The sequence below is a fragment of the Haloarcula sp. CBA1122 genome (assembly GCF_009741785.1).
GTDB classification, from domain to species: Archaea; Halobacteriota; Halobacteria; order Halobacteriales; family Haloarculaceae; genus Haloarcula; species Haloarcula hispanica.
In genome coordinates this window covers 25465-49629 of the sequence record NZ_WPCB01000004.1, presented here as the reverse complement: position 1 = coordinate 49629, position 24165 = coordinate 25465, and the positions used below count along the sequence as shown (strand labels likewise).

Genomic DNA, 24165 nt, shown 5'->3' with positions numbered 1-24165 from the left:
CGACTCCGGTGAGTCAACCGAACGCATTTTATCAAACCAGCGGAATAACTCGGTGTGTTCCGGAGCCAGTCGTGGGCCGTGTTCGTCACCCTGACAATACTTGGACTTACAGCGGGCGCTGGTGGGGTGGCAGCGATGGGGACCGACGATGGGGGTCCGGCTCTGAACCGGCAGGTGGAGACGCCGACGGACGACAACGAGACACAACAGGAAAACCCGGATTCGGTGTCGGACGGCGAGTACGGCGATGAAACGGCCGCCTGGTTGGCTCGGACGATGGGGGGGCGGCTGGAGAACAGCAGTATTGCGCTGTCGAACGACCAGTACGACCAGGCTCGGTCGGTCCTCGGCGACGACTACGACAAGCGTCTGGAGCAGTACGTCGACGTTGCCGGTGACACGTCCTCGGATACGGACGACACCGCTGCAAGGGAGTTCGAGGCCGCGAGCGAGAACCAGCGGAATCTCACGAACGAGGTACAGCGGTACCGCCAGCAATATACGGCGTATCAGGCGGCACGCGAGCGCGGTAACGAAAGCAAGGCCCGCATCACTGCGCGCGCGATGGAGCGAACGGCGTCGAACATCAGCGATAGGAGCCGAGAACTGAACCGGAACTTCGAACGGATAGAGAACACCACGTCCGTCGACCTCTCTCCGGGACAGACCGAGATCAATGAGACGACAGAGAACATCACGGCGACGCAGGCGGTTATCCGCGAAGAGACACTCGTTGGGACGACGCTCACAGTTCAGGCGATAGACTCGACTGCATCGTTCAGGGATCCCGGAACGGTCTCCGGCCAGATACGGACTGAGAACGGCTCGGTCATCGCAGACGAGGTGGTCGAACTCAGGATCGGGAACCGGACACAAACTGTTCGAACTGATGCCAGCGGTGTGTTCGAATCCCAGTACCGGCCACGCTCAGCCAGACTCGGGTCGCAGTCCGTCCCGGTCGAGTACGTCCCGGATACCGACTCGGTGTACCTGTCCGACGACACCACGTTCACGATTGATGTGAAACAGGTGACGCCGAACGCGACGAGCGAAATCGCACCGGGGACGGTGGGGTACGGCGACCGACTCAACGCGACGGCGTCCGTGACAGTCGAGTCGAGAGGTGTCGACGGAGTACCGGTCGAGTTCACCGTTGGTGATACTGTCGTTGCACGAACGACGACCGGACCGAACGGAACGGCGACAGCATCGACCCGAGCCCCAGCGTCGGTAAACGACGGTGAGCGTGTAGTTGTCGCTCGGGTTCCGTACGAAAACCGAGCGATTGCGGGCGTCCAGTCGGAGACCCCTGTTGTCGTCGTCGAGACTCAGACGACCCTCTCCGTGAGTGCGTCACGCACGGATGATGGGGCCCTTGCCAGGGGGCAACTCCAGACCGTTGCCGGGGACCCTGTCGCGGGTCGCCCGGTACGCCTGCAGGTCGGTGCTGGCGGCACCCAACTCGTCGAGACGAACCGGAACGGGTCGTTCCAGACCGTCCTCGAATATCCGCAGAACAACGAGACAGTTACCGTTACCGCTACGTACGACGAACCGAGTTCGAACCTCGGTAACGCGACCGCAACGACAACGCTGGCCGCAGGAGCCGGCGGCGGAAACCCACCGGTCGGCTCCGATTCGGACAGGGATCTGCTTATCGATACCCTGGTAGCGATACTGTTCGGCTCTGACGAGAACCCGGAAGTAGCCTTTGGGAACGGGATCATCGGATACAGCTGGCTGCCCGTCCTGGGCGGCGGGGTAGCGCTTGCAGTTGTCGTCGGGGCTTGGTTTATCGTGTCGCGGCGCCGCCAATCCCAGGATGTGAACGCGACTTCCTCAGTGGAGGCAACTGAGGTATCGATGAGTGGACCCGACCAGGCGACGACGCCATCGAACGCGACGAGTCCGACGTTTGCGGACCGCGTCGATACGTATCTGGATGGCGGGGACTACGACGCCGCAGCGATGGTAGCGTACACTGTAGTCCACGATGAGCTAGCGGTGAAAAACGGTATTGACGAGGGGGCGACACACTGGGAACTCCTCCAGCAGAGCCAGGAACACGGCGTTCCCGAGGAACGCATGGCGGATATCGAAACGGTGGTCGAAGCCTTCGAGACGGCGGCGTTCGCACCGACATCGGTTGATCCGTCACGCGCGGAGGCGGCCGTCGAACGCGCCCGCAAGATCAAGTCGAACGGGGACCAGTGACCGCCAATCGTCATGGACACTCCAGGTGTGTCTAGAGCCCGGCAGCAATCCCGGATTTTCGACAGGGCTACCGGTAGACCGAGAGACTGTCAGGCTCCCGAGTCGGCCGTCGAAATGCGGTAACTATCTTACACCCACCCGCTGTAGGACCCGCCAATGAGTGACGGCCGGAAGGGGCGATTGCTGCTCATCGTGGCTGTGCTGGCCGTGGCAGTCGCGGCCCGGTTGACGACGCTCCACTGGACGCCGCTGCCCTCAACGCTAGACGGGTTCGGCTACGTCGCTCTGGCCAGGGACACGCTCGAAACGGGGACGTTTCCGCTCAGACGCTTCCGCGCTGACAACATCGTGTTTACCGCTGTTCTGACCGTCGTCGGCGCACTCACCGGCGAGCGGCCACTGTACATCGCACAGCTGGTCGTCGCGGTCACCGGTGCAGCGTCCTGCCTGACGGCGATGGCGCTGGTCAAACGACTCGCACAGTCGAGTCGGTGGCGTCACTCGCGGACGACGCTGGCGATGGGCGTGGTCGGGATGGGGCTCGCGGTGGAAGGCATCTATCTCCGGCGGACCGGACAAACGGACGAGGAAGCGCTGGCGTTTCTCTTGCTGCCGCTGTTTGCGATTGCCGTCCATCGGTTGCTCACGACGGAGCGATACAGGCGTCGATGGGGCGCAGTTGTGGTCGTCCTGTTCGCTGCCTTCCCGCTCCTGCATACGTTCAGCTCGCTCATCGCTGCGCTGGTACTGACGGGGGTGCTAGCCGCCCATCTCGCCAGGATTCCGTCGCGTCGTGACGCCGTCACTGCGCTCGTCGCCGTCGCGGGCTTCTGGGTGTACATGTGGGGGTACTACCGGATTGCAGAACGCTCGCTTCTGGAGGTCCCGTACGTCGACCGTGTCAGTGCGTATCCGGGGCTGTTCCTGGCCTGGGTCGTCGTTCTGGTGGCGACACTGGTCTGGTTCCAGCGGACGAGCGCTCGCCTGCAGCGGGTGACCATCGGCGGCGCGGTCGGTCTCTGGTTCCTGACGCTGGGTGCGAACGCGGTACAGACCGTGTTTCCCGGGACACAGACCACACCGGCCGGCCTCTTGGTGCTCGTCGCGGCTTTCGCTGTCCCGGTTGTGTTTGCAGTCGTCGGCCTCCCACTTGCGAGCCGCGACCGCCGGCTGATCGGGCCGGTCGTGCTGGCGTTGCTGCTGGCGCCGATTGTCATCGTGTACTTCTCGCTGACCGCCTCGCTGACGCCGGAGTACTACGGGACCGCGCTCCGCGGCCAGACGTTCGTTCACTTGCCCGTGTTCGTCCTCGCCGGCATCGGCGTCGCGTCGGTCGCCTACCGGGGGTCGCCGGACGGCGGGCTTGGAACGCCGAAGACTCACAGCCACCGACTCGCAACAGTCCTGACGGTCGTCGTCGTGGTTGCCGCAGTTGCGACGATGCCTATCGCCTTCGTCAATCTCGACACGCTCGCGTTCCCGACTGGGGCGACCGAATCGCAGTTCGCGGCCGCGACGTTTACCGCGGACCACGTCGACGAGCAGTGGGCGTCCGACCACCCGTTCAGCCGTATCGTCGATCTGTACTATCCGAGCGCGTCCAACGGAACGTACCAGCCGACCGCCCGGTGGCTCGGTGGTGGGACGGAACCCAACTGCCCGACGCTGTCGCGGGCGTCGTGGGGGACGACAGGGGCGCACCTGTTCCCGGCAGCGAGCGAGAAGACCACGCCCGCGGCGCTGGCGGAGTGGCGCTACGAGAACGACGTGGTCTATGACACGCGCGGCCTCGACTCCGTGTACCTCGTTCGGCCCGGCGGGAACCGAACGAGTTGTTGACGAGTTCTGAACGGACCCGGTTCGACGGTCTCTCCCATCCTCACCTCTCCCGGGTATGTAACCGTGGCATACAATACGGGGCCGGCAGAAAGGCCGACAATGACTGACCCCGTCCTCGTCGGCTCGGAGTTGTGTGTCACACGACGGGGCACCAGGATTCTCGACGGCGTCTCACTCTCGGTCGGGTCCGATGCGGCGATGCTCGTTCAGGGCCCTAGCGGGGCCGGCAAGTCGACGCTGTTCAACGTCCTCGGATTGCTAGAATCACCGTCTAGCGGTCGACTGGAGATCGACGGTCGGGACGCGAGTACCCTGTCCGAACGCCAGCGCGCGAGCCTGCGGCGGACGACGCTCGGGTTCGTCTTTCAGGACTTCCAGCTCATCGGCGATCTGACCGCTCGCGAGAACGCGTCGCTCCCGCAGGAACACGCGGGCGACCGCGACCCAGACTGGCTGGACACGCTGTTCGACCGCCTCGGTATCGCCGGGCTCGAACACCAGTACCCTGCGACGCTGAGCGGGGGCGAGAAACAGCGCGTCGCCATCGCACGGGCGCTCGCGAACCGCCCCGAGGTGATCCTCGCCGACGAGCCGACCGGGCAGCTAGATCCGGACACGGCCGAGTCGGTGCTGAACCTTCTGTTCAGCATGAAGGAATCGACGGAAACCGCGCTCGTCGTCATCAGCCACGACCCCCAACTGGCCCAGCGGTTCGACGAGCGGCTGTTCATCCGCGGCGGCACGCTCGTCTCCGATGCCGCCTCGACGCCGGACGCGAGCCCGTCCACGGAGACGAACTAACGAACCGATGGGATACAGAAACGCCCTCCTGTTTCGCTGGTCCAGACGGGACCGGCTCACCGTCGTCGTCGTCGCCGTGACGGCCGCGTTTCTCATCGGTACGGTCTTGCTGTTGTTCACCGCAGTCACGTACTCGGAAACGTTCGCAGAGCCGCTCGCGAACTCCGGGACGGTCACCTACCACGACGCGGAAAACGGCCCGCCCGAAACCGGTGGGGACGTCACCGTGCTCCCGACAGCGACGGCGACCACAAGCGGGACTGATGTTCGGCTCGTTGGCATCCCGCCCGATACGCCCAGGGTGCTCATCGAGGGGTCGGCCCAGTGGCAGGAGGGACGATTACCGACGATTCCCGACGGCGTTGACGGCCGGGGACCGGTCTCTCAGCAGCGGACCCGAACGGTTAGCGGGTCAGACGGTACCGTCTCGCTTACCGTTGTCCCACAGGAGCGGGGGACGACGTTCCTCTCCAATCAGTGGTACGCGACGAACGCCTCGACCGCCCAGCAGGTCGGCGTCACCGGCTACTTCGTCATCGACCACAGTCCGAGCGGGACCGGGCTGGGAAGCCTCCCAAGCGAAGGGGCACCGCTGGTCAGCGCGCTCCTGTACGTCCTCGGCGGCTTAGAGCAGGTACTCTGGGCGCTGGGCATCGCGGCGGCCGCCGGTGGCTTGTTGGTCCTCATCGTCGTCTACAACGTCACGCGGATGAGCGTCCGTGACCGACTCGACGCGATACGGGTCATCCGCTCGACCGGCGCACCGGGGTGGCGCGTGGGACTCCTGTTTACACTTCGGGCCGGCCTCCTCGTGACGACCGGCGTGGTGCTGGGCTACGCCGTCGGACTGATCCTCATCAAGGCGCTGGTCAACGTCGCGATCTACGTCGGTCTCCCCATCGCACTCGACGTTACCGTCACGGGCCAGAGCGCGACCGTCGTCGGTGGCGTCGCCGGTGTGTTCGTTCTGATGGGCCTCGCTGCCGGCGCGCTCGCGGCCTACCCCGCGGCGACCCGCCCACCAGCCTCACTCGGGAGCCGTCACGCCCGGTCCGGCCAGTCCGAGCAGTCGACGCTTGCGACGGTCAGGAACTGGGTCGCGCCGACGTTCCTGTCGTGGCGCTCGGTCGTGCCGACGGCGGCGACGCTGACCGTCTTCGGCATCACGTTCCTGCTGGTCGTCTCCCTGGCCGGTCTCGCGTCTCCGCTTGGGGGTGGGGGAGGGGGCTCCGGGACCATCACCGAAGCCGGCGCGCCCCATCCGCTGAACAGTCGCCTCGACGCTGAGTACGCCGCAGCCCTGCGGGCCGACGGGACGCCAGCCAGCCCGGAAATCATCTACGCCCAGGTGTCGGACGGCCAGCCGTACATGGCCCACGGAGCGGAGTACGACGCGTTCGCGAACGTCACCGGGGCCACGTTGGTCGACGGAAAGCGACCGCAGCGGTACGACGAGGCCGTCATCGGGAGCGACCTCGCGCGGACGCTCGATGTCGAGGTCGGTGACGAACTGACTGTCAGTGGGAGCGTCAAGCCCGGGGTTCGACGGGTCACTATCGTCGGGCGGTACGACGCCCCCAGAACGCTCGATGACCTGCTCATTCTGCCGCTCGACTCCGCGGCCGACTTGGCGACCGGACCAGGGGAGGTCCACATGATCCGCGTGAAAGGGTCCGTTTCGGAGATTGACGGCGCCGACGGCGTCGCTGCCAACCGGTCAGGCGCTGTCGTGACGGGGTTATCGGGTCCGAAACGCGTCACGAAAGGCGACACAGTCAACCTCTCAGTCGCCGTGCGAAACGTCGGTACCGAGCGGGCTGACCGGGAGGTCACAGTCCGATATCGGGGCGAACAGCGAACGACGACGGTCGCCGTCCCGCCGGGACAGGAGCGGACCGAGTCCGTCTCCTTTACCGCGACAGAACTGGGGACTGCAAACGCCACTGCCGGGGAGTACACCCATTCCGTGACCGTCGTCTCGCCGAACGCTATCGAGATTCCGAGCCAGCTGCCGTCACAGGCCCCGCCCGGATCGGGTCTCTCAGTTCCTGTCGTCACCAAAACGGGGGACCGCGTTTCGAACGCCACCGTCACGGTGAACGGGCCGTCGCTCAGAACTGGATCGAGTGGTGTCGCCGTCGTTCCCCTGCCACGCGAGCCGGGGAACTACACGATAACAGCTCGTTCGGGCGACCAGACGGCGACACACGATATCCAGATCGTCCGTGGTACCGAGCGGGAACTGTACGGGGAGTTGTCGATATCGCCGTCTTCGGGCTCGGTCCTGACGACGCCAACCCTCAGGATCGGGCTCGCAAACCCCTGGCAGGAGCCGATCACACGCAATGTCGGTGTCATCGGCCCCGGTGTTTCCCGGAACCGGACCGTCTACATGCCGCCCGGAAACGTCACACAGACGCGGTTCTCCCCGGACGGCGGACGAAGTCAGCCTGGAACCTACACCTACCGAGTGACGGCCAACGGGACCACCCTCACCACGGCGGAGTACGAGGTGACCGGGGATCGTCGGCTGGCGTCTGCCGTGGCAAGTAGCGGGTCGTACGCGTCCGGAACGCCCATCGAACGCTCCGTCGAGGGCGTGTTCGGGAACGTCCAGCTGATCCTCGGCGTCCTCGTCGTCCTCTCGGCGCTGAGCACCGTCGGAAGTACCACGGCGACGTTCGCCCAGGGAGTCCACGCGCGTCGGCAGGCCATCGGCATCCATCGCTCGACCGGCGCGACGCAGTGGCGGGTCCTGCGGACGATTCTGGCCGACATCGCTCGTATCGCGATCCCAGCGACGGCGCTCGCTCTCGGCCTCTCGGTCGTCGCGTTACAGTTGCTGGAGCGGGCTGGCTGGCTCGTCTTCTTCGGCTTCCGCCTCTCCGCGCGGACGCCGCCAGCTATCCTCGCAGCGATATTCCTCGGCGGCGTTTCGCTCGCCCTGTTCGGTGCCCTCGTCGCAACGGTGCCGTATCTGACGGCGTCACCGGTCTCGTTGCTCCCGAGCGGCGACCGAACGCGAACGCCCGACGAGGAGTCGGCGGATTCGAGACAGCCTAGCGACGACTGAACCGAACTGCTAGGTTAGCCGCTACCCATGGCTCAGTCAGCAGCTGTCGGTCGGAACTTTGACTGTCTGCCGAGGAGAACGCCGTACCATGGCGACCCGACAGCGCCAACAGTTCATTTACGGGCATCTCATGTGGGTGCTTGGTACCATCCTCGTGTTGACCCTCCTGGATGCGCTGACGTTGGAGCTGTTTTTCGTCGTCTCGCTGATCGGGTTTCTCGTGACTGTCGAACTGGTCGCACCGCAGGCCGTGTCGCCGCGCTGGCGACGGCGGCTCTGGTGGCTCATCGGGCTCGGACTGGTTGGCTTTGCCTACGTGGTCATCAAACGGATCCTCGAGATTCTACCGCCGGGGCTGGTCTGATGGCGCTGACACCGCTCTCCGAGGACTCCTGGCTACCGTCGCTCACTCTCCCGCAGCTCCTGCTGGCCGCTTACACCGTCCTCACGATCATCGCGCTCGTCTACGCCGCAAGCACGTCCTCAGCAGCGTTCGGTGCGTATAACTCCCAGTGGGACGGGGCGGGCGAACTTCGAACCGTCGCAGCTGACGCCGGTGCAAACGTGACCGTCGGAACGAACGTAAGTCAGTATCCGACGAGTGACACGGACACCACCGTTGCGGTCGTTCTCTCGCCGGCGGAGCCGTACTCGTCGAGCGAGCGGGCACGAATCGCGGAGTTCGTTCGAAGCGGTGGGACACTCGTCGTTGCCGAGGATTACCGCCCAGAAGGGAATGCCCTGCTCGCTGCCGTCGGTGCTGACGCGCGTTTTGACGGTCGCCCGGTGTACGACAACCGAAATTACTACCGCAACTCCTCGCTCCCGGAAGCGACGCCTGCCGGCGACTATCCGGAGACTGCCGGCGTCGATACTGTCGTCCTCAACTACGGGACGACTGTCAGAGCCGGAGACGCGACGACGCTCGTCAACACCTCCGAATACGCCTACCTCGACACCAACGGCAACGGCGAACTCGACGGCGAGGAGCAGTTAGCGTCCCGACCCGTCGTCACGAGCGAACCGGTCGGCGACGGCCGGGTTATCGCCGTCAGTGACCCGAGCATCTTCGTGAACGCGATGCTCGAACGCGGTGACAACCGACGGTTCGTCCGGAACCTCGTCGCCAGCCACGACGACGCACTGCTGGACTACTCACACGCCAGTAGCGTCCCGCCGGTGGCCGCTGCCGTCCTGGCCGTCCAGCGGTCAGACGCGCTGTTACTGCTCTGTGGCGTCGTGCTGGTCGGGGCGCTGCTCGCGTACGACCGCCGTCTCGACGAGCATCTCCGGGATCGTCTCCGGGAATACAGTGGCGGCGATCCGGACCCAAATCTCTCCAGGGACGGCGTTGAGAAGTATCTCAGAGCCAGTCATCCAGACTGGGAGACCGCACAGGTAGAGCGAGTAACGGAAGCCATTATTAAACAGCGGGCCGAACGTCAACGCAATGACTGATCCGTCGGTGCTGTACGACCGTCTCAAGGAGGAGACGGAGACAGTTCTTATCGGTAACGAGGAAGTTCTCCGACACATTACTGTCGCCATGCTTACACGCGGTCATGTGCTTCTGGAGGGGGTCCCCGGTGTCGCGAAAACGACGATCGCCACGCTCGTCGCCAACGCGACGGATCTCCAGCACTCCCGGGTCCAGATGACGCCCGACCTCCTCCCTGCGGATATCACCGGAACAACGGTGTATCACCAGCGAAACGGCGAGTTCGAGCTGCAGAAAGGCCCAGTGTTTACCAATCTGGTCATCGCCGACGAGATCAACCGCGCCCCGCCGAAAACACAGAGCGCACTCCTCGAAGCGATGCAGGAGGGACAGGTTTCCATTGAAGGGTCGACGCTCGAACTCCCGACGCCGTTTACCGTCGTTGCGACGATGAACCCTCTTGAGATGGAAGGGACGTTCAAACTCCCGGAGGCCCAGCGCGACCGGTTTCAGATGAAACTCGTCACCGAGATTCCCAACTCCGAGGAGGAGCGCGCGATCCTCGACCGATTCGACGCGAACCCGACGCTTGACGCGGACTCTATCTCGCAGGTTATCTCCCGGAGCGAACTTCTGGACGCCCGGTCAGTCATCCCCGAGACGCATATCGAAGACAGCATCAAGGAGTACATTCTCGCTATCGTCGGCGCGACACGGGACCACCGAAACGTCGTTCACGGGGCCTCACCGCGGGCGACAATCGCCCTGCAGAATACGGCCAAAGCAGTCGCTCGTCTGAACGGCCGGGAGTACGTCATTCCGGACGACGTCAAAGAGATGGCGCTCCCGGTGTTGCGGCATCGTCTCATTATGAACAGCGATGCCGAACTAAGCCAGATCAGCGCCGAAACGGTTATCGAAGAAATCCTTCAGTCGATTACGCCGCCCGGGTCCGACACCGACCACAGTACGGGTGTCGAGACAGCGGTCGGCGACGGCGGAACGAAACGGGAGTTCGAGTAGCGACTGGACCGCAGTTAGCTGTTTTCCGGGGCTGGTGTCGTCTCTCGTTCTCGGGTCGCCGCGCCATTGGACTGCGCCGATGGTTGTTCGAGTGCGTTCCACGAAACGGTCACGACACCGCTGAACCGGTCGTCATCGCGCGTATCGACAGTAACCGGTCGATCAAGTCCCGTGGCAAACCCCACCGCGAGCAAGGACACCACTGGGTGATCTAGCTGGTGAACGTCGCCGAACGCGGGATTGCTGATGGCAATAGTAGCAGTTCGGTTCCCGCCATCGATTTCGATTGTTGTGTCATCGACGAGTTCGAACTGCTCGGACAGGGCTGCGGTCAGTTGCGCCGCTATTGCATCGGGGTCGTTACCGAATTTGCCGGAGATCGTTTGCTCGAACTCGGTGTACAGACGGTCTCCGGTCGGGGGAAGCGATATGCCCTGTTCCGCCTCGGCACCGCTCGTAACGAACAGGTCTCCCAACTGGTCTGGATCGGGCACCGCGTACTCGACGTGTTGGGGGACGAACAGGCGCGCATTCGTCTCCGGACGGGATGCCGTTGGGACATACACCGTCTCGGTCTGGAGTTCCAGTTCGCTGACGAGGTGCTGTTCGACATCGGCCAACGTGTCGAACACCGTGTCACTGACCGACGCCGAGACGAACCGCTCGGGAGTGAGATAGAACGTGACGATGCCCGCAAACACACCGGTTCCTGCGAACGCGACGAAGATGGTCTGCAGGGTTGGAAAGAGGAGTGCCGCTATGAGGGATAGTCCACCGACCGCAAAGAAGCCCACTGCGGTCCGTCTGAACGTTGCCCGCTTCGCATGCGCGTAGGAGTCGCGCAACCGGCGGTTCTCCTCCCGTAACACTTCCAGCTCCGCTTCGAGTGTCTGGCGGTCGTGTACAATATCCGTCTGCCGGGTGCTGTCATCGGCTGATGCGTCCGGTTGCGTAGGCTCGGGTTGGCTCATAGGAAATCACGGTCCGAAGCTGCGTCTTCAGTCACGATGTCGAGTTCTATCAGCAGATAGCGATGGAAGAGATAGCCGACGATGGCAATTCCGATGACCGCGGTGGCCCCGACGCTGAGGGGGGCCAAGTCCCAGCGCCAGAGCGACAGCCAGGCGAGACTGCCGAGCAGCGGAACGACAAGTGCGACGAGGCTGCCGGCGACTCGCCTGTCGGGTGTCTCGATAGGTACCGAAAGCAACGCAAGGAACAGGCCGCCTTCGACGATGACGAGCGGTAGCAGTGATGGTGTATCGACTGTGACGAGCGCTACCTGTCCGAGCACGACCGCGAGAACGGGTGTACCGGACAGGTAGAGACCGCCGAGGACAACACCGACGAAACCAAGCCATACCGGCCCGCCCCAGACGAGTCCGCCTGTAGCTACGACGATGCCCAGCAGGCCGAGCACGGTGGGTAGTGATCGGGGCGAGCGTGCCGTTTTCAGTGCGACGCTCATGCGTACTCCCTCCGGTCTGTGTTCGCTGGGCTGCCGGACAGAATAGCCGAGATCTGGTCCGGGGACCCAACCTCGTAGGCCGTCACCGAGTCGACCTCGTTCAGTTCACGCCGGAACTGGTCGAAGGTTCGATACCGTTCGTATGCGGTATCGAGATCGGTGAGGAGGTCCGTACCGAAGGCTACTGATGGGGCGATAAACACGACGACCTCCGTTGCGTTGCGTCTCGCCAGTCCAACCGCGTTCCGTAGTTCACTCGGGTTGCTGTCGTCAGTACAGATGACCAGCAGGTTCGCGCTGCGTATCTCGTGTGGTGCCGCCTGGAGCCCGTTGTACAGCGGCTGGTTGGGAAGGTGTCGTTTTGATCCGGCGGCATCTCGATACGCGAGCAACGTCGTTTCCATCGGTGATTGTGTGTCCGCCGTCGGGTTCACCGTCCCTGTCATCCTGCCGGTGTGAGACGCTGTCGTGGTAGCTGTTGCCGGCGTCTCAGTTTCGGTGTCGAGGTCGTTGATCCGATGCCGGCACGACCTGTAGGCCTCGGTTCTCGCCACAGGGATTCTCGATTCCGTCACGCCCGCGTCGTCAATAGTGAGATAGCCCAGGGGATCACGGATCGTTTCGGCACGTTGCTGGAACGCTGCGGCGACCGCTCTGAGGTGATCTAGCTTCGTTTCGCCAGGTGTCCCATCACCCAGAGTCTGCCGGTGATCGAGGACGAGCACCACGCTACGGTTACTCTCAGCCTCGTAGTTGCGGACGTGCGTCTCGTCTAGTCTGGCAGTCGCCTTCCAGTCGACGTATTTCAGTGCGTCACCCGGGACATATTTTCGAATCTCCTCAGCTGACAGGCCACCCGTCCGCCCCCGGGCATCGTGCTCGCCGACACCGCGTAGCAACTGTTTCCCGCTCTGGCCAACGTGAATCGGACCGACCGACGGCGACTCGACTGCTAGTTCGGGGCCGGGAGCCGTCGTGAACGACTGGGTAAACAGCCCGGTGCCGTCACTGACGGTTACTGTGGCTCCGGGAACGGTGTAGTTGCCAACAGTCTCCCAGGTGAGCGGAAGCGTCACCGACGAGGACTGCATCGACGTATCGAGATGGATATCCGGAGAGGAACCCGCTTCCATCCGCGCTGCGAGTGGAATCCTTGCCTCGACGGAGAGCGGCAGGTGATCGCCGGCGGCGGCAACTGATGCCTCGAGAGTGTACTTCGTTTCGGCGTCGGTCCGTATTCGGGACCGGTCGAGCGACTGGCTGACGGTGAGTTCGTCCTCGAGTCGTGAAACGCCACGGACGAACGCAAACTGCATTGCGAGCAGCCAGCCTGCGACCCGACGGCCCCGACGACTAACAGGGGCGCATCGAGCAGCCCACCACTCACGACGAGACTACCGATAGCAGTGATCGTGAGCCAGAACCGCCGGGTGACACGCATTAGCTTCGGTTACTGAACCGAGCCCATTGAAGATACCGACAGACACAGCCGAGTGCTGGGAGTTCGCATCTATCGTTAATATCGAAATTGATATTGATATTTGGGGGATTATATACTTAACCGTCACTCAAAAACCCTTAGTCATGGATGGTCTGAGTTCACTAGAGGTCGGAATTCGAGAACTCAGCTAAATGTAGCTATCGGAATCAGTATTAATATTAGCACTATGCTCACAGACATCTTAGTTGGCGCCCGCCGTCTCGCGAACAACTGGTTCTGTCGCCTGCCGACGGTTCGCGCCGGTGCCGTCGTCCTCGTGGCGCTGCTTCTCGCCGGTGTCGTGTTTCCAGTCGCCGGGACGTCGCCGCAGGTGAACACTGCTAGCGGTGGCGGGGCCGATACTCCGGACGTACAGCAGGCTCAGGCCGATTCGAACGCCACTGATACAGACGGAGACGGGCTGGCGGATTCGCTAGAGCGCTCCGTTTACGGCACTGATCCGACGGACCCGGACACGGACGGCGACGGTTATCCGGACGGCATGGAAGTCCGCTGTGAGCAGGCTCTTCCGGATGCAGACCCGCTCCGAACGGACATCTACGTCGAAGTCGACTCTACACAGTCAACGACGCTCAGCGACCCGGTCCGGACATCTATTGTCGAGACGTTTGAGAATGCACCCGTTTCGAACCCCGACGGCTCCACCGGGATCGATATCCATCTCGTCACAGACGATACGAACCTCTCGGCCAACGGGACGGTACACTCGAAATCCCGTGCTGGTGCCGGGAACGACATCTATGACTTCCGGGCCAACCACTCCGAGCACCGTGCTGACGGCTACTACTACGTCCTGCTAACTGACGACGTCGCCTACAACGGGGACGACTACTTCGTCGGTGCGGGCCGACCTGAAATCGCGGCGATGGAGCGGTTCGATTCACCGAAGATCACCGCCTCGCTGTTCATGCACGAATTCGGGCACGCGATGGGGCTCGACGCCCATCAGGACGGTATCGACGAGGAGCGGTACTCCCAGACAGAGTACGACAGCGTGATGAACTACAACGGGCTGTACAGACAACTTTCCTATTCCAACGGCACCGACAGTGTAGGCCGAAACGAGTGGCAGTTCGTTGCCGAGAACCGAACACAGCCCGACATCGACTGCGTCGAGAACGGAACGTGCCCTAGCAGGTGTACGCAGAACTGACCAATTCCGCTAAAGCGACTGTCAACGGTTAGCTGCTGTCTGCTAGCATACTCATGAAGAACGACCCGAACACTGTCTGTAGCCCCAGCACTACGACTGTCGAGGCCAGAAGGGTCGCTGTAGCTGACGGTAACGCCGCCTCGCCGGCGAGCAGCCACTGTCCGAACACGCTCCCGAGGTACAGAATCCCGACTGCAGCCGCGAGAATGCCGATGGACGCGCCGTGCTCCAACTGGAACCGCTCCCGTATCATGCCGACAAGCACACCCTCGGGCTTGTTTATCGGGTTCGCGGCGATGGAACTGAACAGCGCGAGCGTCCAGACCTGATACCCGACGATTGCCAGCAACGACCCGCCGACCATCGTCTGTATGCCGAAGTTGACGCCACCGATCGACAGCCGAGCGATTGATAGCGACATCAACACTGCCCCGACCGACACTAGCAACAGAGCCGGATACGAGAACAGGTAGTCCGGCGCGTTCACGAGCATGAAGCGGACGTGTCGCCAGCCGTCACTGAAACTATCGAGCGTCTCCTCGCCTTCCCGCTCGTGGTAGATAATCGGGACCTCCTCTATGGTGAGGTCGTTCGCACCGGCTTCCATGATCATTTCGCTGGCGAACTCCATCCCGGTCGTCTCTAGCTCTAGCGTTTCGAGCGCGTCCTTGGTGAACACACGGAAGCCGCTGTGTGCATCGCTTACACCGGCTCCATAGAACGTGTTCAGGAACCGCGTCAACAGCGGGTTTCCGACGTATTTGTGGAGTGGCGGCATCGACCCGTCCCGGATCTCGCCCTCCAGTCGCTCCCCATACAGATGTCCGCGTCGCCGTTCTGGACCGGTTCGAGGAGCTGGGGAATCATCTCGAAATCGTACGTCGTGTCAGCATCACCCATCGCAATGTACTCTCCCCGTGCCTTGTCGAACGCGTAGCGATACGCATAGCCATAGCCCGGTTCATCAGGTGTCACGACTGTCGCACCCCGCTCGCGAGCTAACTCCGGAGTCGCGTCGGTCGAACTGTCGCTCACGATGATCTCGGTCGGCACACGTAACTCCGAGATCGCTGTCTTGATCCGATCAATACATTCGACGATCCCTTTCTCCTCGTTGAGGGTGGGCATCACGACGCTCAAAACCGGCGTGACTTCGCTCTCCGGCGTGACGAGAAACTCGTCTACAGCCTTCGTGATCCCCTGTTGACCCGCTTGATTTGCCTGATTTGCTTGTATCGTCATTCCCGTACCTCGGCTATCGCTGGTGCGTCTGGTAGCATACACTCTCCACTCCCCTGAGCGGCTTCCGATGAACACGGCTAGTAGGCCCCATTTTATCTGAGTTCAATGCCGAATTTCTGATATGTACCGCACGGCTTCCACACAGAGTGTCATGTCAAAGCAGCATATAATAAAGCTGTCGGGTGGGATAATCCATCATTAATAACAATAGTTGTCATGAGAATCCCTCTCCTCCCCTGATTGTACACGATTTCTTCGACCCATGACCACAGTGTGGCGTGCCATCTATCAATAAAGCACATTATTCACGCACTAATGTACGTTGTGAAGCAGATATCTATCAGACTAGTAGACTATGTCTCCCGCGGTTTCAGCGCCGGATATCTCAAGCAAGGTGATAAAACGGGAACCATCACTAGGAAGTCACGTCTGCGAATGTCGAACTACACCGGGAAACTACTACGAGAGGCACTGGGCAGTCGTTTCGGATAGTCTGTAATCGGGAAAATGCGTCAATTCGAGTAGCGCGTTCCGGGTACAGCCACCTGATTCCATGTACCGGTCGGTGGCTTTGGCGTCATGGTTGCTGAGCGTCTCACACTGGGCGACGAAGCCGACTCCGTATCTCGCCACTAACAGCGTGTATCCGCGGCAGTCGCTCCTCCAGTGCACTGATCAGCGTTGCGACGCTCAGCCCAAGGACGTAGACGACTCCCAAAAGCATGATAACCGAGATGTCCTTGCTGAACCGAAGTGCCCCACGTATCGATGCCATATACGTACATACCTGGACTGAGTATAAGCCGTTGGGGTCTGATTATTAATATTTGTAACTGGGCGGCCGCTGTTGTCCAGAGCCGTAGATTTAAGCCGCCCTATGTGCTAAACGATAACATGGCCACAGATCAGTCCGAGGGGGCGAGCCTGCATGTGCCACCGCTGGAGAATACAGCGTTTTTCTCCATTGAGGACGATGACGGCTACGTCCGTATTGAACAGTCACTGGGGAACCAGGTCCTGTACACGCCCAATGAGGCGCGGGACATCGCCGAAGCCATTCTCGACGCTGTTGACGAGGCTGTCGAAGAAGAGTAACCCATCGCCATCCGTCGGCCCTGTTTTGCTGGAAGGCGAGATGGTTTGAACAAGGGAGGTCCAGCGTCAGGTATGACAGATGCAAGCCACCGGGCGGCGGTCGCCGAGCGAGCGGCCCGCGCTGGCGGTGTCGTTGCTCGGGAGCAGTTCCGGGGCGACCTCAGTGTCGAGTCGAAGGCCAACAAAAACGATCTCGTCACGGAGACGGACCGTGACGCCCAGCGGCAAGTCGTCGCCACGATTCGAGCGGAGTTCTCCCGTGACCGGTTCCTCTGTGAGGAGGACCTCTCAACGTTAGCTGGCCCGGACACTGACTCCGAGCCTGAAGCGGTCGATAGCATCCCAAATAGCGGCTCTGTGTGGGTCATCGACCCAATCGACGGGACGGCGAACTACGTCCGTGGGATGCGTCTGTGGGGGACGGCCGTCAGCGCAGTTGTCGACGGCGAGCCGGTCGCATCGGTGACCTATCTCCCCTCGTACGGCGACCTCTACGCGGCTGGCCCCGAAAGCGTGACACGAGACGGGACCGAACTGTCGGTAAGTGGTCGAACCGACCCGGAGACGTTCGCCGTGGCTCCTGTCGGCTGGTGGGATCGCGACGACAGGGACGAGTTCGGTCGGCTGTGTAGCGCTGTCGGCGACCGCTTCGGCGACATTCGGCGTCTGGGTTCGTTCCAGGCCACGCTGGCACACGTTGCCGACGGGGCGCTCGAAGGGCTCGTTTGCACGCGCCCGATGGCCCCCTGGGACACGCTCGCTGGCGTCCATATGGTCAGACGGGCTGGCGGCACGGTCACTGACCTCGATGGCGAGCCCTGGACCCACGACAGCGATTCCGTCGTCGCCTCCAACGGCGAGGCACACGAGGCCTTCGTGGCGGCCGGCAACGAGGCACTCGCTGAGGATTGAACACAGTTTCGCCATCAAATCCCGCCGCGTCTGGCTCGCGGAAGTCCGCTCCACGCACACGGGACCGGAACGCTAAAACCGCCTGCCACCGGTCACTCGGCCATGGAAACGTTCGAGCGAGCCGTCGATGAGTACGGGCCCGGCCAGCTCTGGGTGGGCTCTTTCGCTGCCGTCCTCCTCGTCGCGGTCGGAGCCGTTATGGCCGCTCCACAGGCCGTCTGGGATCGGTTCCTCTGGCAGTACTTCTGGGGGCCAGTGTACGCGGACGCCAAGGCGGCCAGCTGTGCCGAGATGACTGCATCCGGGCCACAACCGCTGTACGATGGCTGTAGGGCGGCTATTCAGGAGGGACGGCTCATCGCCGAGCCGGGATACACTATCGTCTCCGAGATCGGCTACATGTTGATTCTGGTGTATATGCTCGTCGGCGTCTACTTCCTCCTCGAGCGACTGGACATCGCCGAGGACCCGAAGCTCTACTTCGCGTTCGTGCCGTTCATGTTGCTCGGCGGCGCGTTGCGGACTGTCGAGGACGCGACCGACCGCGCGGTGGATGCCGGCGTCTCACCCATCGTCGAGTATCCGCTGAGTTCACTCATCATCAGTCCCGTTATTTACGGCACGGTGTTCCTACTGACGCTGCTCGTCCTCGTCGTCTGCGTGGACCTCGAACAGCGCGGCATCGTCGACAGCTACTACCGGACGACTGGCGCTGTTGGTAGCATTTTCGTCGCCGTGACGCTACTCTATCTTACGTTTGTCGCGCTCACACGCGAGTACGCGACGCTGTACCCGTCAGTCCTCATCACGACTGTCGCACTGGCATCGGCGCTGTCGTACGGTCTGTACCGCCTGTTCGAGTCCTATCGACCGGCGCTGAACGACGGAACCGGCTATATCGGCTTGCTGGTCATCTGGGGCCACGCCATCGACGGCGTCGCGAACGTCCTGCTGGCTGACTGGCTTGACGCGCTCAACGTCCCGCTGACGTACTACCCGAAACACCCGGCCAACGCATTCATCATTGAAGCCACCGAATCTCTCCAGTCAGCCGGTCTGACTGCTGCTATCGGCACGTCGTGGCCGTTCCTGATTGTCAAGCTCGCTGTCGCCTCGCTGGTCGTCTCGCTGTTCAACCAGGAGTTCATCGACGACAGCCCGCGGTACGCGCTGCTGTTGCTCATCGCCGTTACCGCGGTCGGCCTCGGGCCGGGCACGCGGGACATGCTGCGGGCGACGTTCGGCATCTGAATACGGACTGTCCGGTATCTGACTCTCGCTCGTCGGCTGTTGCTACGGGAACGGATGATGCTCCCTGTCGAGCCGCGGCTCGAAGCCCAGGTCAGCAGGCACGGCTTCGGCCCGCTCGCCGAAGAACGAATCACCGAAGAACAGCGGCTGTGCCGACGGACAGACGACACGGACGGCCTCGAACCCGAGCTGTTCGAGGTCGCGCGTCGTCAGCCGCGCTCCGTAGGGCGTGAGTCCCGCGTCAGCTGCCCGGTCACACAACGTCTCTAGCTCCGCCTCGCCGGAGAGGTCTGCGTCCGGGCCGAGCGAGTCCAGCGGGACCGCCGTCTCGGTGGCCGTCAGGTCGGCCCCCTCGCCGGGTGATTCGGCGTAGCGCCCGATTGCACCCTGTGCGTCCATGGCCGCCTCGGGACCCATGCTGTCGAGTTCCATCCAGTTCTGGAGCGCCTCTTCCAGCGCACCGACGGCGGCCGTACCCGGGTCCAGATCCGCATCGGTGCCGAGTGCGAAGCGAGGCCACTCGTCCTGTTCCAGTGCGACGGTGATGACCGGCACGTCCACGTCCTGTGTCAGTAACAGCGCCGTCACCTCGAGCCCCTCGGACGCCGCGCGACGCCGGAGCGTGTCGTACCGCTCGTGGTCGTCGACGGCAACTCGAAGCGGCTCGAACGTCGAGTACCACGACAGCATCGCGGCGTCGCGCTCGATGACCTCGTAGAGCCCGGTCAGCAGCGCCTCGGTGACGGTGTTTCCGAGCCCGAGCCCGGTCGTCGTTGCCGGTCTAACCACGTTCGATGGCGGCGGATAGTGGACGGTCTCGGCGGGAAGCGACCGCCGTTCGTCGGTCAGCAGATTTTCGGCCGGGACCCAGGGAAGCGCCGTCGAGTCGTCCCATTCGGCCTCGTCCCTGACGAACGCGTCGGGTGCGACGGCATCCGGAACATCGACGACCGTCCCGTGCCGCAGATTCCTTTCTCGGTAGACCCCGGCCGCGTACCGCTCGTAGTTCTCGCCCAGCGCTTTCATGAACGCCGTGTCCCAGTCGATGGCAACACCGGCGGCCTTGGCGGCGGCCGATACGTCGCTGAAACCGGCAGTCTCGGCGAGCGTCGACAGGTAGTACGGGGCGGGGAACGACTCGACTTCGCCGACCTCCGTGGCGATACCGACCCGGTCGTCGAGGCCCAGTTCCGCCCGCGAGAGCGCCTCGCTGTCCGGGGCCGTTCGGCGACCGTCGCCGAGGGTACGGCTCGGCGTCTCACTGCAGTCACAGCCCGGGACGGGGAGGAACCGGCGCTGCGTATGTGGGAGTTCCGTAACTGTCCCGAAGAGGGCAGTGTCGCCGTCGAGAAACTGGGTTACCAGTCGGCCCGCCAGCGCTCCCGTGAATCGTTGCGTGGCCGCCGCCGGGGCTTCTGTGATCTCCTCGGTCTCGTCGACCGTCGCCTCGACCCGAGTCCGCAGACAGTCGAAACAGCCCGTTTCGGGTCCGAAGCCGCTGATCGCGGCGTCAGTCACCGGGACGCCGCCGACGCCGCCCAGTTCGACGGCGACCCACGGGACGTCATCGCCTTTCGCTCGGTCGTTCCACGCCGCAAACGTCTCTGACCCGACAGTATCGACGACGACGGCGAGGTCGCCACTACTGTTCGCCGGTGTCGACGGCTGTGCTACTGTAACGTCGATATCAGCGAGAAACGCAGTGAGTGCGTCGACGGCCGGTCCACGCCCGACGACTTCGACAGTTTGCATGCCGAACCCCTCGCGGTGGAGCGGGAAAAACCTACGCGGCGAGGATCGACTGAGCCACGGAGGCCAGCTCGTCCGGCTCGGCGTCTTTGAGCCGGTCGTCACCGAGCATCAGGCGGAGCCGCGGTCGGCCCACGTCGATCGGGACCTTCTCCGTGTCGATGAGGTTCATGTCTTCGAGCTTCGTCTTCGTCCGCGAGAACGTCGCCTTGCTCGCCAGTCCGACGTCTTCGCCCCATTTGCTGATGTCGTACAGCAGTTCGCCGTTCCGTGCGGCCACGAGCAGGCTGATGGTGACCTCGTCGAGACCGTCGCCGTCGCCACGAGCCGTCGACAGAGAGCTGAGAACGTCGTTGAAGTCCGACGCGGTTTCCGGGCCGATGTCGGCTTCCAGCGTGCTCTGGACGCGGTTGAGCGGCGGCGTCCGGAGCGAGTACTCGTCGGCGTCTTCCCAGGTCGAGCCGTAGTAGTCGTAGGCGTTGTCGACGAACGCCGCGTCGTCGGTCCCGAGACCGCCGACCGTGTCGCTGATGGTGACGAGTGCGTACACCGTATCGACAGTTACCGCGACCGAGTGGTTCGGCACGTCGTCGAGCAGTCGCATCGTGAGCCGCTCCTCGTCGATGAGGTCGCCGCGGTGCTCGCAACGAGGAAGTCGTCCATGACGTCTTTCAGTGCGCGCTCGTCGGCGAGCAGCCGAACTTCGGGAGCGCCCGAATCCGCGTCCAGTGTCGATACAAGCTCAGAGATGGTCCGCCGCGACGGGTTCACGACGTACACCGGCTCGTCAGTTGCCCCAAACACCGTGGTCAACATAGACCCAACGTCGTCTTGCAGGAGATTTTCAGTCATTGTCCCTTCCAAGTATATAGTGTATTATTATATTTAATTTTACCGGCCATACTGTGTTGATTTCGCCAACAATCCGACAACACCCACCGATGAGAGGCGATAAAATATTGGTCAACTGTCCTAAGCAGAAGCCGTTCGTCTCACGGACTGAACCATCTGTTCTGCTCGTCGTCGTCACGCGAATTCGCTCGAATCAGTGGTTACTGTCACTGTCTCCTACCCGCCGGAAGCCACGACTGGAGCACAGTATCAAATCTGTACCTGAGTGCGTACGGAGAGTGTCGCATCAATACGGCTCCTCGGGTGGCCGGTTCGAAAATAGATGACGGCCGTCTCGGCTTCCGTCACGGAGTCTGACAGCTTCGCGCTCGTCAGAAGTCCGTCCGGAGACGCGCAGCGAGGTCGTCGGACCAGTGAAACTCCCCGTCGAAGATGACGGGCAGTGAGGTCTGGCCCAGCGCGTCGGCCAACTCCGTAGCGCCGAGCGAGTGGCTCGTCTGTTCGCCGTTCAGCGCGGCGCTGTCGTCGAACGGCAGGCGGTAGCTCTCACCGGGCCGTTCCGGGGACACGACCGTACACTGGACGTCGAATCCCGTTTCCCCTTTGGAGACCCAGACGACCGCGGGGTGTGCGGGATTGGGAACGATAGAGTAGGTCCCGTCGCCGACGACCGCGTAGTCCTTGCACATCATTATCCGTCGGCGAGCGAGTTCCAGCGCTCGCTGAATGCTGAATCCGTTACTGAGCAGGCGCGCGAAGGCGGTCCCGACCAGGGCGGCGTGTTTGTCCAGCACGTCGGTAAGTGTCACCGCACCGGCGACCGCGCCCTGTTTGACGAGGTCAAGCCCTTCGTCATAGGAGCCACAGGCGTTCAGGAAGAACGTCTGCGTTCGGGCTTCCGACAGCGACGACAGCGCCAGATTGCCGTCGGGACAGCGCAGTCCCTCCTCGTCGCAGTGGCCGATGAAGTGGACGAAATCGGCCGGCTGTTCGAACACGTCGGCCAGTTCGTTGACCGACAGCAGTTCGCTGACCTGGACGTCCATCGGCAGGTCCGCGGCCCGGTATATCTCTGTGACTTCCGTGTGTTCGCCGGCCATCTCCTCGTCGTTGAGGACGACCGCGACCCGTTGGCTGTCGGCATCCCGGTTCTGACTCCGGTAGCGGTTCACGTACGCCTCCGCCGGCGTTTTACAGGCGTCTATCGGGTTCCCCGGAGCGAGCCACGAGTGCAGTTGGCCCTCGCGTAGGTTCGGCTCGATGACCGGTGGGCGCTCGGCCGAACCGCGGCTCAGATACGAATCCGACAGCGTCCTGTCGAGAAGCTCATCCTGGTCGAGCCGGGAGCTGTCCGGCAGGTAGATGAGACTGAGTCGGTCGAGCAGGAACGGCAGGCATCGGACCCGTTCCGGTTCGGGTGAGACGTACGTCGAGAGTGGCCACTCCGGCAGAATCGAGTTCACGGCCTCGTCGGAGACATCGATGTACCGCTCGAGCCGTCCAGCCGGCGACAGCGACCGAACTGTGTCCGGGTCGAGCGAGAGCGCGGACGTGATACGAGCGCCACTCTCGGCTGGATCGACGCGTCTGACCAGACAGTCGAGGTAGAACACCTTCCGGAGCAGCGCCGCGACGCCGGCCTGTAGCGACGGCCACGCGTCGAAAGAGCGGTGTACCGACGTGCCGTCGGCCGTCAACAGTGCTGCATCCCGTGACTCGACTACCACTTCGGCCCCGAGATAGTACGCCAGCGGGGCGCTGACGAGCAGTTCCGCCTCGCACTCCGGAACACGGAGCGTGATGCCAGTCTCCGGACGGTTCTGCCGAACCGGTTCGGGAATACGGGTCGTCTCGCCGGTCGTGACTATCGGCGGATGGCCGCGGAGTTCCGGATGTGAGCGGGACGGCTGCATCGTATGATGGGCCCCACTCAGATGGGTAATCGCCGTTGCGAGTCCGGCAGGTGTCGCGGGGACCTGCAGATGCGGCCGCTCCGCGCTCGTCTCCCAGACGAACCCGACGGTAATACTCGTCGGCTCTTGGAAACCGAGGACAGAGGTAATGCCGGCCGAGTGGAGCGACGCCGGCCCGTCGAAGCGGACGTGGATCCGAATGTCGTCAACGACGCCCAACGGCGACCCTCGGTCGCTATCCGCAGCACGGGCCTCCATCGTCAGCAGGTACTCCCCCTCCTCTAGGGTCGTCGGTGAATCAACTGCTCCAGTATTCGTGTCAGTAGCGACTCGGGTTACCGTGGCATCCACCGCCGGCAGTGCTAACTCGGTGACGGACCCGCTGTAGCAGTCGTCGACACGATGTGGTAACTGTTCGCCGTCCGTAACTTCTCGATCGTGTAACTGGCGCACCAGTGCGCTCGGGTCGACCGTTTCTCCATCCCACTCCGGCGTGTTACTGCTGTTCCGGTCCACCCGCTCGCCTGCCACCCCCCAGGTGACCATGCATAGACATGTGGAACGTCATCTGATATATACGTACGGGTGTCAGGATGTCGTCTCCCCAACTGTACCCGCGGCACCGGACAATGTGTAATAAC

The 24165-nt window shown here is 62.9% G+C and carries 17 protein-coding genes and 2 pseudogenes; 11 read left to right on the top strand and 8 right to left on the bottom strand.

The annotated features are described in order from the left end of the window. The first annotated feature begins 135 nt into the window (after window positions 1–135). From GJ630_RS02490 to GJ630_RS02460, 7 genes are all read left to right on the top strand, one after another. Entirely contained in the window at window positions 136–2214 is a 2079-nt protein-coding gene (locus tag GJ630_RS02490; protein ID WP_191449363.1) for a hypothetical protein, read from the top strand. 156 nt (window positions 2215–2370) lie between these two features. Further along, window positions 2371–4053 (top strand): hypothetical protein, encoded by a 1683-nt coding sequence (locus tag GJ630_RS02485; RefSeq protein ID WP_050038126.1) that lies wholly within the window; start codon window positions 2371–2373, stop codon window positions 4051–4053. A 99-nt stretch (window positions 4054–4152) separates the two neighbouring features. Beyond that, on the top strand, window positions 4153–4854 hold the full coding sequence (locus GJ630_RS02480; RefSeq protein ID WP_014040462.1) for an ABC transporter ATP-binding protein: 702 nt from the start codon (window positions 4153–4155) through the stop codon (window positions 4852–4854). A gap of 7 nt (window positions 4855–4861) precedes the next feature. Then, complete coding sequence (locus tag GJ630_RS02475) at window positions 4862–7927, top strand: FtsX-like permease family protein (RefSeq protein ID WP_191449337.1); 3066 nt, start codon at window positions 4862–4864, stop codon at window positions 7925–7927. Window positions 7928–8015: 88 nt separating this feature from the next. After that, complete coding sequence (locus tag GJ630_RS02470) at window positions 8016–8291, top strand: hypothetical protein (RefSeq protein WP_014040460.1); 276 nt, start codon at window positions 8016–8018, stop codon at window positions 8289–8291. Beyond that, the gene (locus GJ630_RS02465; protein WP_064288126.1) at window positions 8291–9385 is read left to right on the top strand and encodes a DUF4350 domain-containing protein; all 1095 of its coding nucleotides are present in this window, start codon (window positions 8291–8293) and stop codon (window positions 9383–9385) included. The genes GJ630_RS02470 and GJ630_RS02465 overlap by 1 nt, the downstream gene beginning before the upstream one ends. After that, window positions 9378–10388, top strand: coding sequence for a MoxR family ATPase (locus tag GJ630_RS02460; RefSeq protein ID WP_050038122.1), 1011 nt, complete (start codon window positions 9378–9380; stop codon window positions 10386–10388). Before GJ630_RS02465 ends, GJ630_RS02460 begins: the two co-directional genes overlap by 8 nt. 14 nt (window positions 10389–10402) lie before the next feature. Here GJ630_RS02460 and GJ630_RS02455 read toward each other — a convergent pair whose 3' ends face one another. Genes GJ630_RS02455 through GJ630_RS02445 form a run of 3 tightly spaced genes read right to left on the bottom strand, consistent with a single transcriptional unit; the run spans window position 10403 to window position 13172 of the window. Then, window positions 10403–11359, bottom strand: coding sequence for a hypothetical protein (locus GJ630_RS02455; RefSeq protein ID WP_050038121.1), 957 nt, complete (start codon window positions 11357–11359; stop codon window positions 10403–10405). Beyond that, complete coding sequence (locus GJ630_RS02450; protein ID WP_191449336.1) at window positions 11356–11856, bottom strand: hypothetical protein; 501 nt, start codon at window positions 11854–11856, stop codon at window positions 11356–11358. Before GJ630_RS02450 ends, GJ630_RS02455 begins: the two co-directional genes overlap by 4 nt. Beyond that, window positions 11853–13172, bottom strand: a complete 1320-nt coding sequence (locus GJ630_RS02445; protein WP_252718704.1) for a DUF58 domain-containing protein — start codon at window positions 13170–13172, stop codon at window positions 11853–11855. The genes GJ630_RS02450 and GJ630_RS02445 overlap by 4 nt, the downstream gene beginning before the upstream one ends. A 351-nt stretch (window positions 13173–13523) precedes the next feature. Between GJ630_RS02445 and GJ630_RS02440 the strand changes: the two genes are divergently transcribed. After that, the gene (locus GJ630_RS02440) at window positions 13524–14510 is read left to right on the top strand and encodes a hypothetical protein (RefSeq protein ID WP_050007609.1); all 987 of its coding nucleotides are present in this window, start codon (window positions 13524–13526) and stop codon (window positions 14508–14510) included. 28 nt (window positions 14511–14538) lie between these two features. Here the strand turns inward: GJ630_RS02440 and GJ630_RS20470 are convergent. Together GJ630_RS20470 and GJ630_RS02430 are read right to left on the bottom strand one after the other, a co-directional pair. Further along, window positions 14539–15752: pseudogene (locus GJ630_RS20470) on the bottom strand (glycosyltransferase family 2 protein). A 595-nt stretch (window positions 15753–16347) separates the two neighbouring features. Continuing rightward, window positions 16348–16527, bottom strand: a complete 180-nt coding sequence (locus tag GJ630_RS02430; protein WP_191449335.1) for a hypothetical protein — start codon at window positions 16525–16527, stop codon at window positions 16348–16350. A 119-nt stretch (window positions 16528–16646) separates the two neighbouring features. Here GJ630_RS02430 and GJ630_RS02425 point away from each other — a divergent pair, with 119 nt between their 5' ends. From GJ630_RS02425 to GJ630_RS02415, 3 genes are all read left to right on the top strand, one after another. Further along, on the top strand, window positions 16647–16847 hold the full coding sequence (locus GJ630_RS02425) for a hypothetical protein (RefSeq protein ID WP_004518094.1): 201 nt from the start codon (window positions 16647–16649) through the stop codon (window positions 16845–16847). A gap of 72 nt (window positions 16848–16919) precedes the next feature. Beyond that, window positions 16920–17759, top strand: coding sequence for an inositol monophosphatase (locus GJ630_RS02420; RefSeq protein WP_064288120.1), 840 nt, complete (start codon window positions 16920–16922; stop codon window positions 17757–17759). A 102-nt stretch (window positions 17760–17861) separates the two neighbouring features. Beyond that, a complete protein-coding gene (locus tag GJ630_RS02415) occupies window positions 17862–19010 on the top strand; it encodes a DUF63 family protein (protein WP_014040450.1) in 1149 nt (382 codons plus the stop codon). Between the two features lie 42 nt (window positions 19011–19052). On the opposite strand, the gene GJ630_RS02410 is transcribed toward GJ630_RS02415, so the two are convergent. The 3 genes and pseudogenes from GJ630_RS02410 to GJ630_RS02400 all read right to left on the bottom strand — a co-directional run bounded on the left by GJ630_RS02410 (window position 19053) and on the right by GJ630_RS02400 (window position 24070). Then, entirely contained in the window at window positions 19053–20762 is a 1710-nt protein-coding gene (locus GJ630_RS02410; RefSeq protein ID WP_050038117.1) for a YcaO-like family protein, read from the bottom strand. Between the two features lie 31 nt (window positions 20763–20793). Beyond that, a pseudogene (gene tbsP / locus GJ630_RS02405) lies at window positions 20794–21611 on the bottom strand (transcriptional regulator TbsP). A gap of 371 nt (window positions 21612–21982) precedes the next feature. Continuing rightward, the gene (locus GJ630_RS02400) at window positions 21983–24070 is read right to left on the bottom strand and encodes a hypothetical protein (RefSeq protein ID WP_014040447.1); all 2088 of its coding nucleotides are present in this window, start codon (window positions 24068–24070) and stop codon (window positions 21983–21985) included. Window positions 24071–24165 lie beyond the last annotated feature (95 nt).

What these genes read in the sequence shown, in the direction of transcription:
- GJ630_RS02490 (WP_191449363.1), top strand. Translation starts at nt 136, where the DNA reads ATGGGGACCGACGATGGGGGTCCGGCTCTGAACCGGCAGGTGGAGACG.
- GJ630_RS02485 (WP_050038126.1), top strand. Translation starts at nt 2,371, where the DNA reads ATGAGTGACGGCCGGAAGGGGCGATTGCTGCTCATCGTGGCTGTGCTG.
- GJ630_RS02480 (WP_014040462.1), top strand. Translation starts at nt 4,153, where the DNA reads ATGACTGACCCCGTCCTCGTCGGCTCGGAGTTGTGTGTCACACGACGG.
- GJ630_RS02475 (WP_191449337.1), top strand. Translation starts at nt 4,862, where the DNA reads ATGGGATACAGAAACGCCCTCCTGTTTCGCTGGTCCAGACGGGACCGG.
- GJ630_RS02470 (WP_014040460.1), top strand. Translation starts at nt 8,016, where the DNA reads ATGGCGACCCGACAGCGCCAACAGTTCATTTACGGGCATCTCATGTGG.
- GJ630_RS02465 (WP_064288126.1), top strand. Translation starts at nt 8,291, where the DNA reads ATGGCGCTGACACCGCTCTCCGAGGACTCCTGGCTACCGTCGCTCACT.
- GJ630_RS02460 (WP_050038122.1), top strand. Translation starts at nt 9,378, where the DNA reads ATGACTGATCCGTCGGTGCTGTACGACCGTCTCAAGGAGGAGACGGAG.
- GJ630_RS02455 (WP_050038121.1), bottom strand. Translation starts at nt 11,359, where the DNA reads ATGAGCCAACCCGAGCCTACGCAACCGGACGCATCAGCCGATGACAGC.
- GJ630_RS02450 (WP_191449336.1), bottom strand. Translation starts at nt 11,856, where the DNA reads ATGAGCGTCGCACTGAAAACGGCACGCTCGCCCCGATCACTACCCACC.
- GJ630_RS02445 (WP_252718704.1), bottom strand. Translation starts at nt 13,172, where the DNA reads ATGCAGTTTGCGTTCGTCCGTGGCGTTTCACGACTCGAGGACGAACTC.
- GJ630_RS02440 (WP_050007609.1), top strand. Translation starts at nt 13,524, where the DNA reads ATGCTCACAGACATCTTAGTTGGCGCCCGCCGTCTCGCGAACAACTGG.
- GJ630_RS02430 (WP_191449335.1), bottom strand. Translation starts at nt 16,527, where the DNA reads ATGGCATCGATACGTGGGGCACTTCGGTTCAGCAAGGACATCTCGGTT.
- GJ630_RS02425 (WP_004518094.1), top strand. Translation starts at nt 16,647, where the DNA reads ATGGCCACAGATCAGTCCGAGGGGGCGAGCCTGCATGTGCCACCGCTG.
- GJ630_RS02420 (WP_064288120.1), top strand. Translation starts at nt 16,920, where the DNA reads ATGACAGATGCAAGCCACCGGGCGGCGGTCGCCGAGCGAGCGGCCCGC.
- GJ630_RS02415 (WP_014040450.1), top strand. Translation starts at nt 17,862, where the DNA reads ATGGAAACGTTCGAGCGAGCCGTCGATGAGTACGGGCCCGGCCAGCTC.
- GJ630_RS02410 (WP_050038117.1), bottom strand. Translation starts at nt 20,762, where the DNA reads ATGCAAACTGTCGAAGTCGTCGGGCGTGGACCGGCCGTCGACGCACTC.
- GJ630_RS02400 (WP_014040447.1), bottom strand. Translation starts at nt 24,070, where the DNA reads ATGGTCACCTGGGGGGTGGCAGGCGAGCGGGTGGACCGGAACAGCAGT.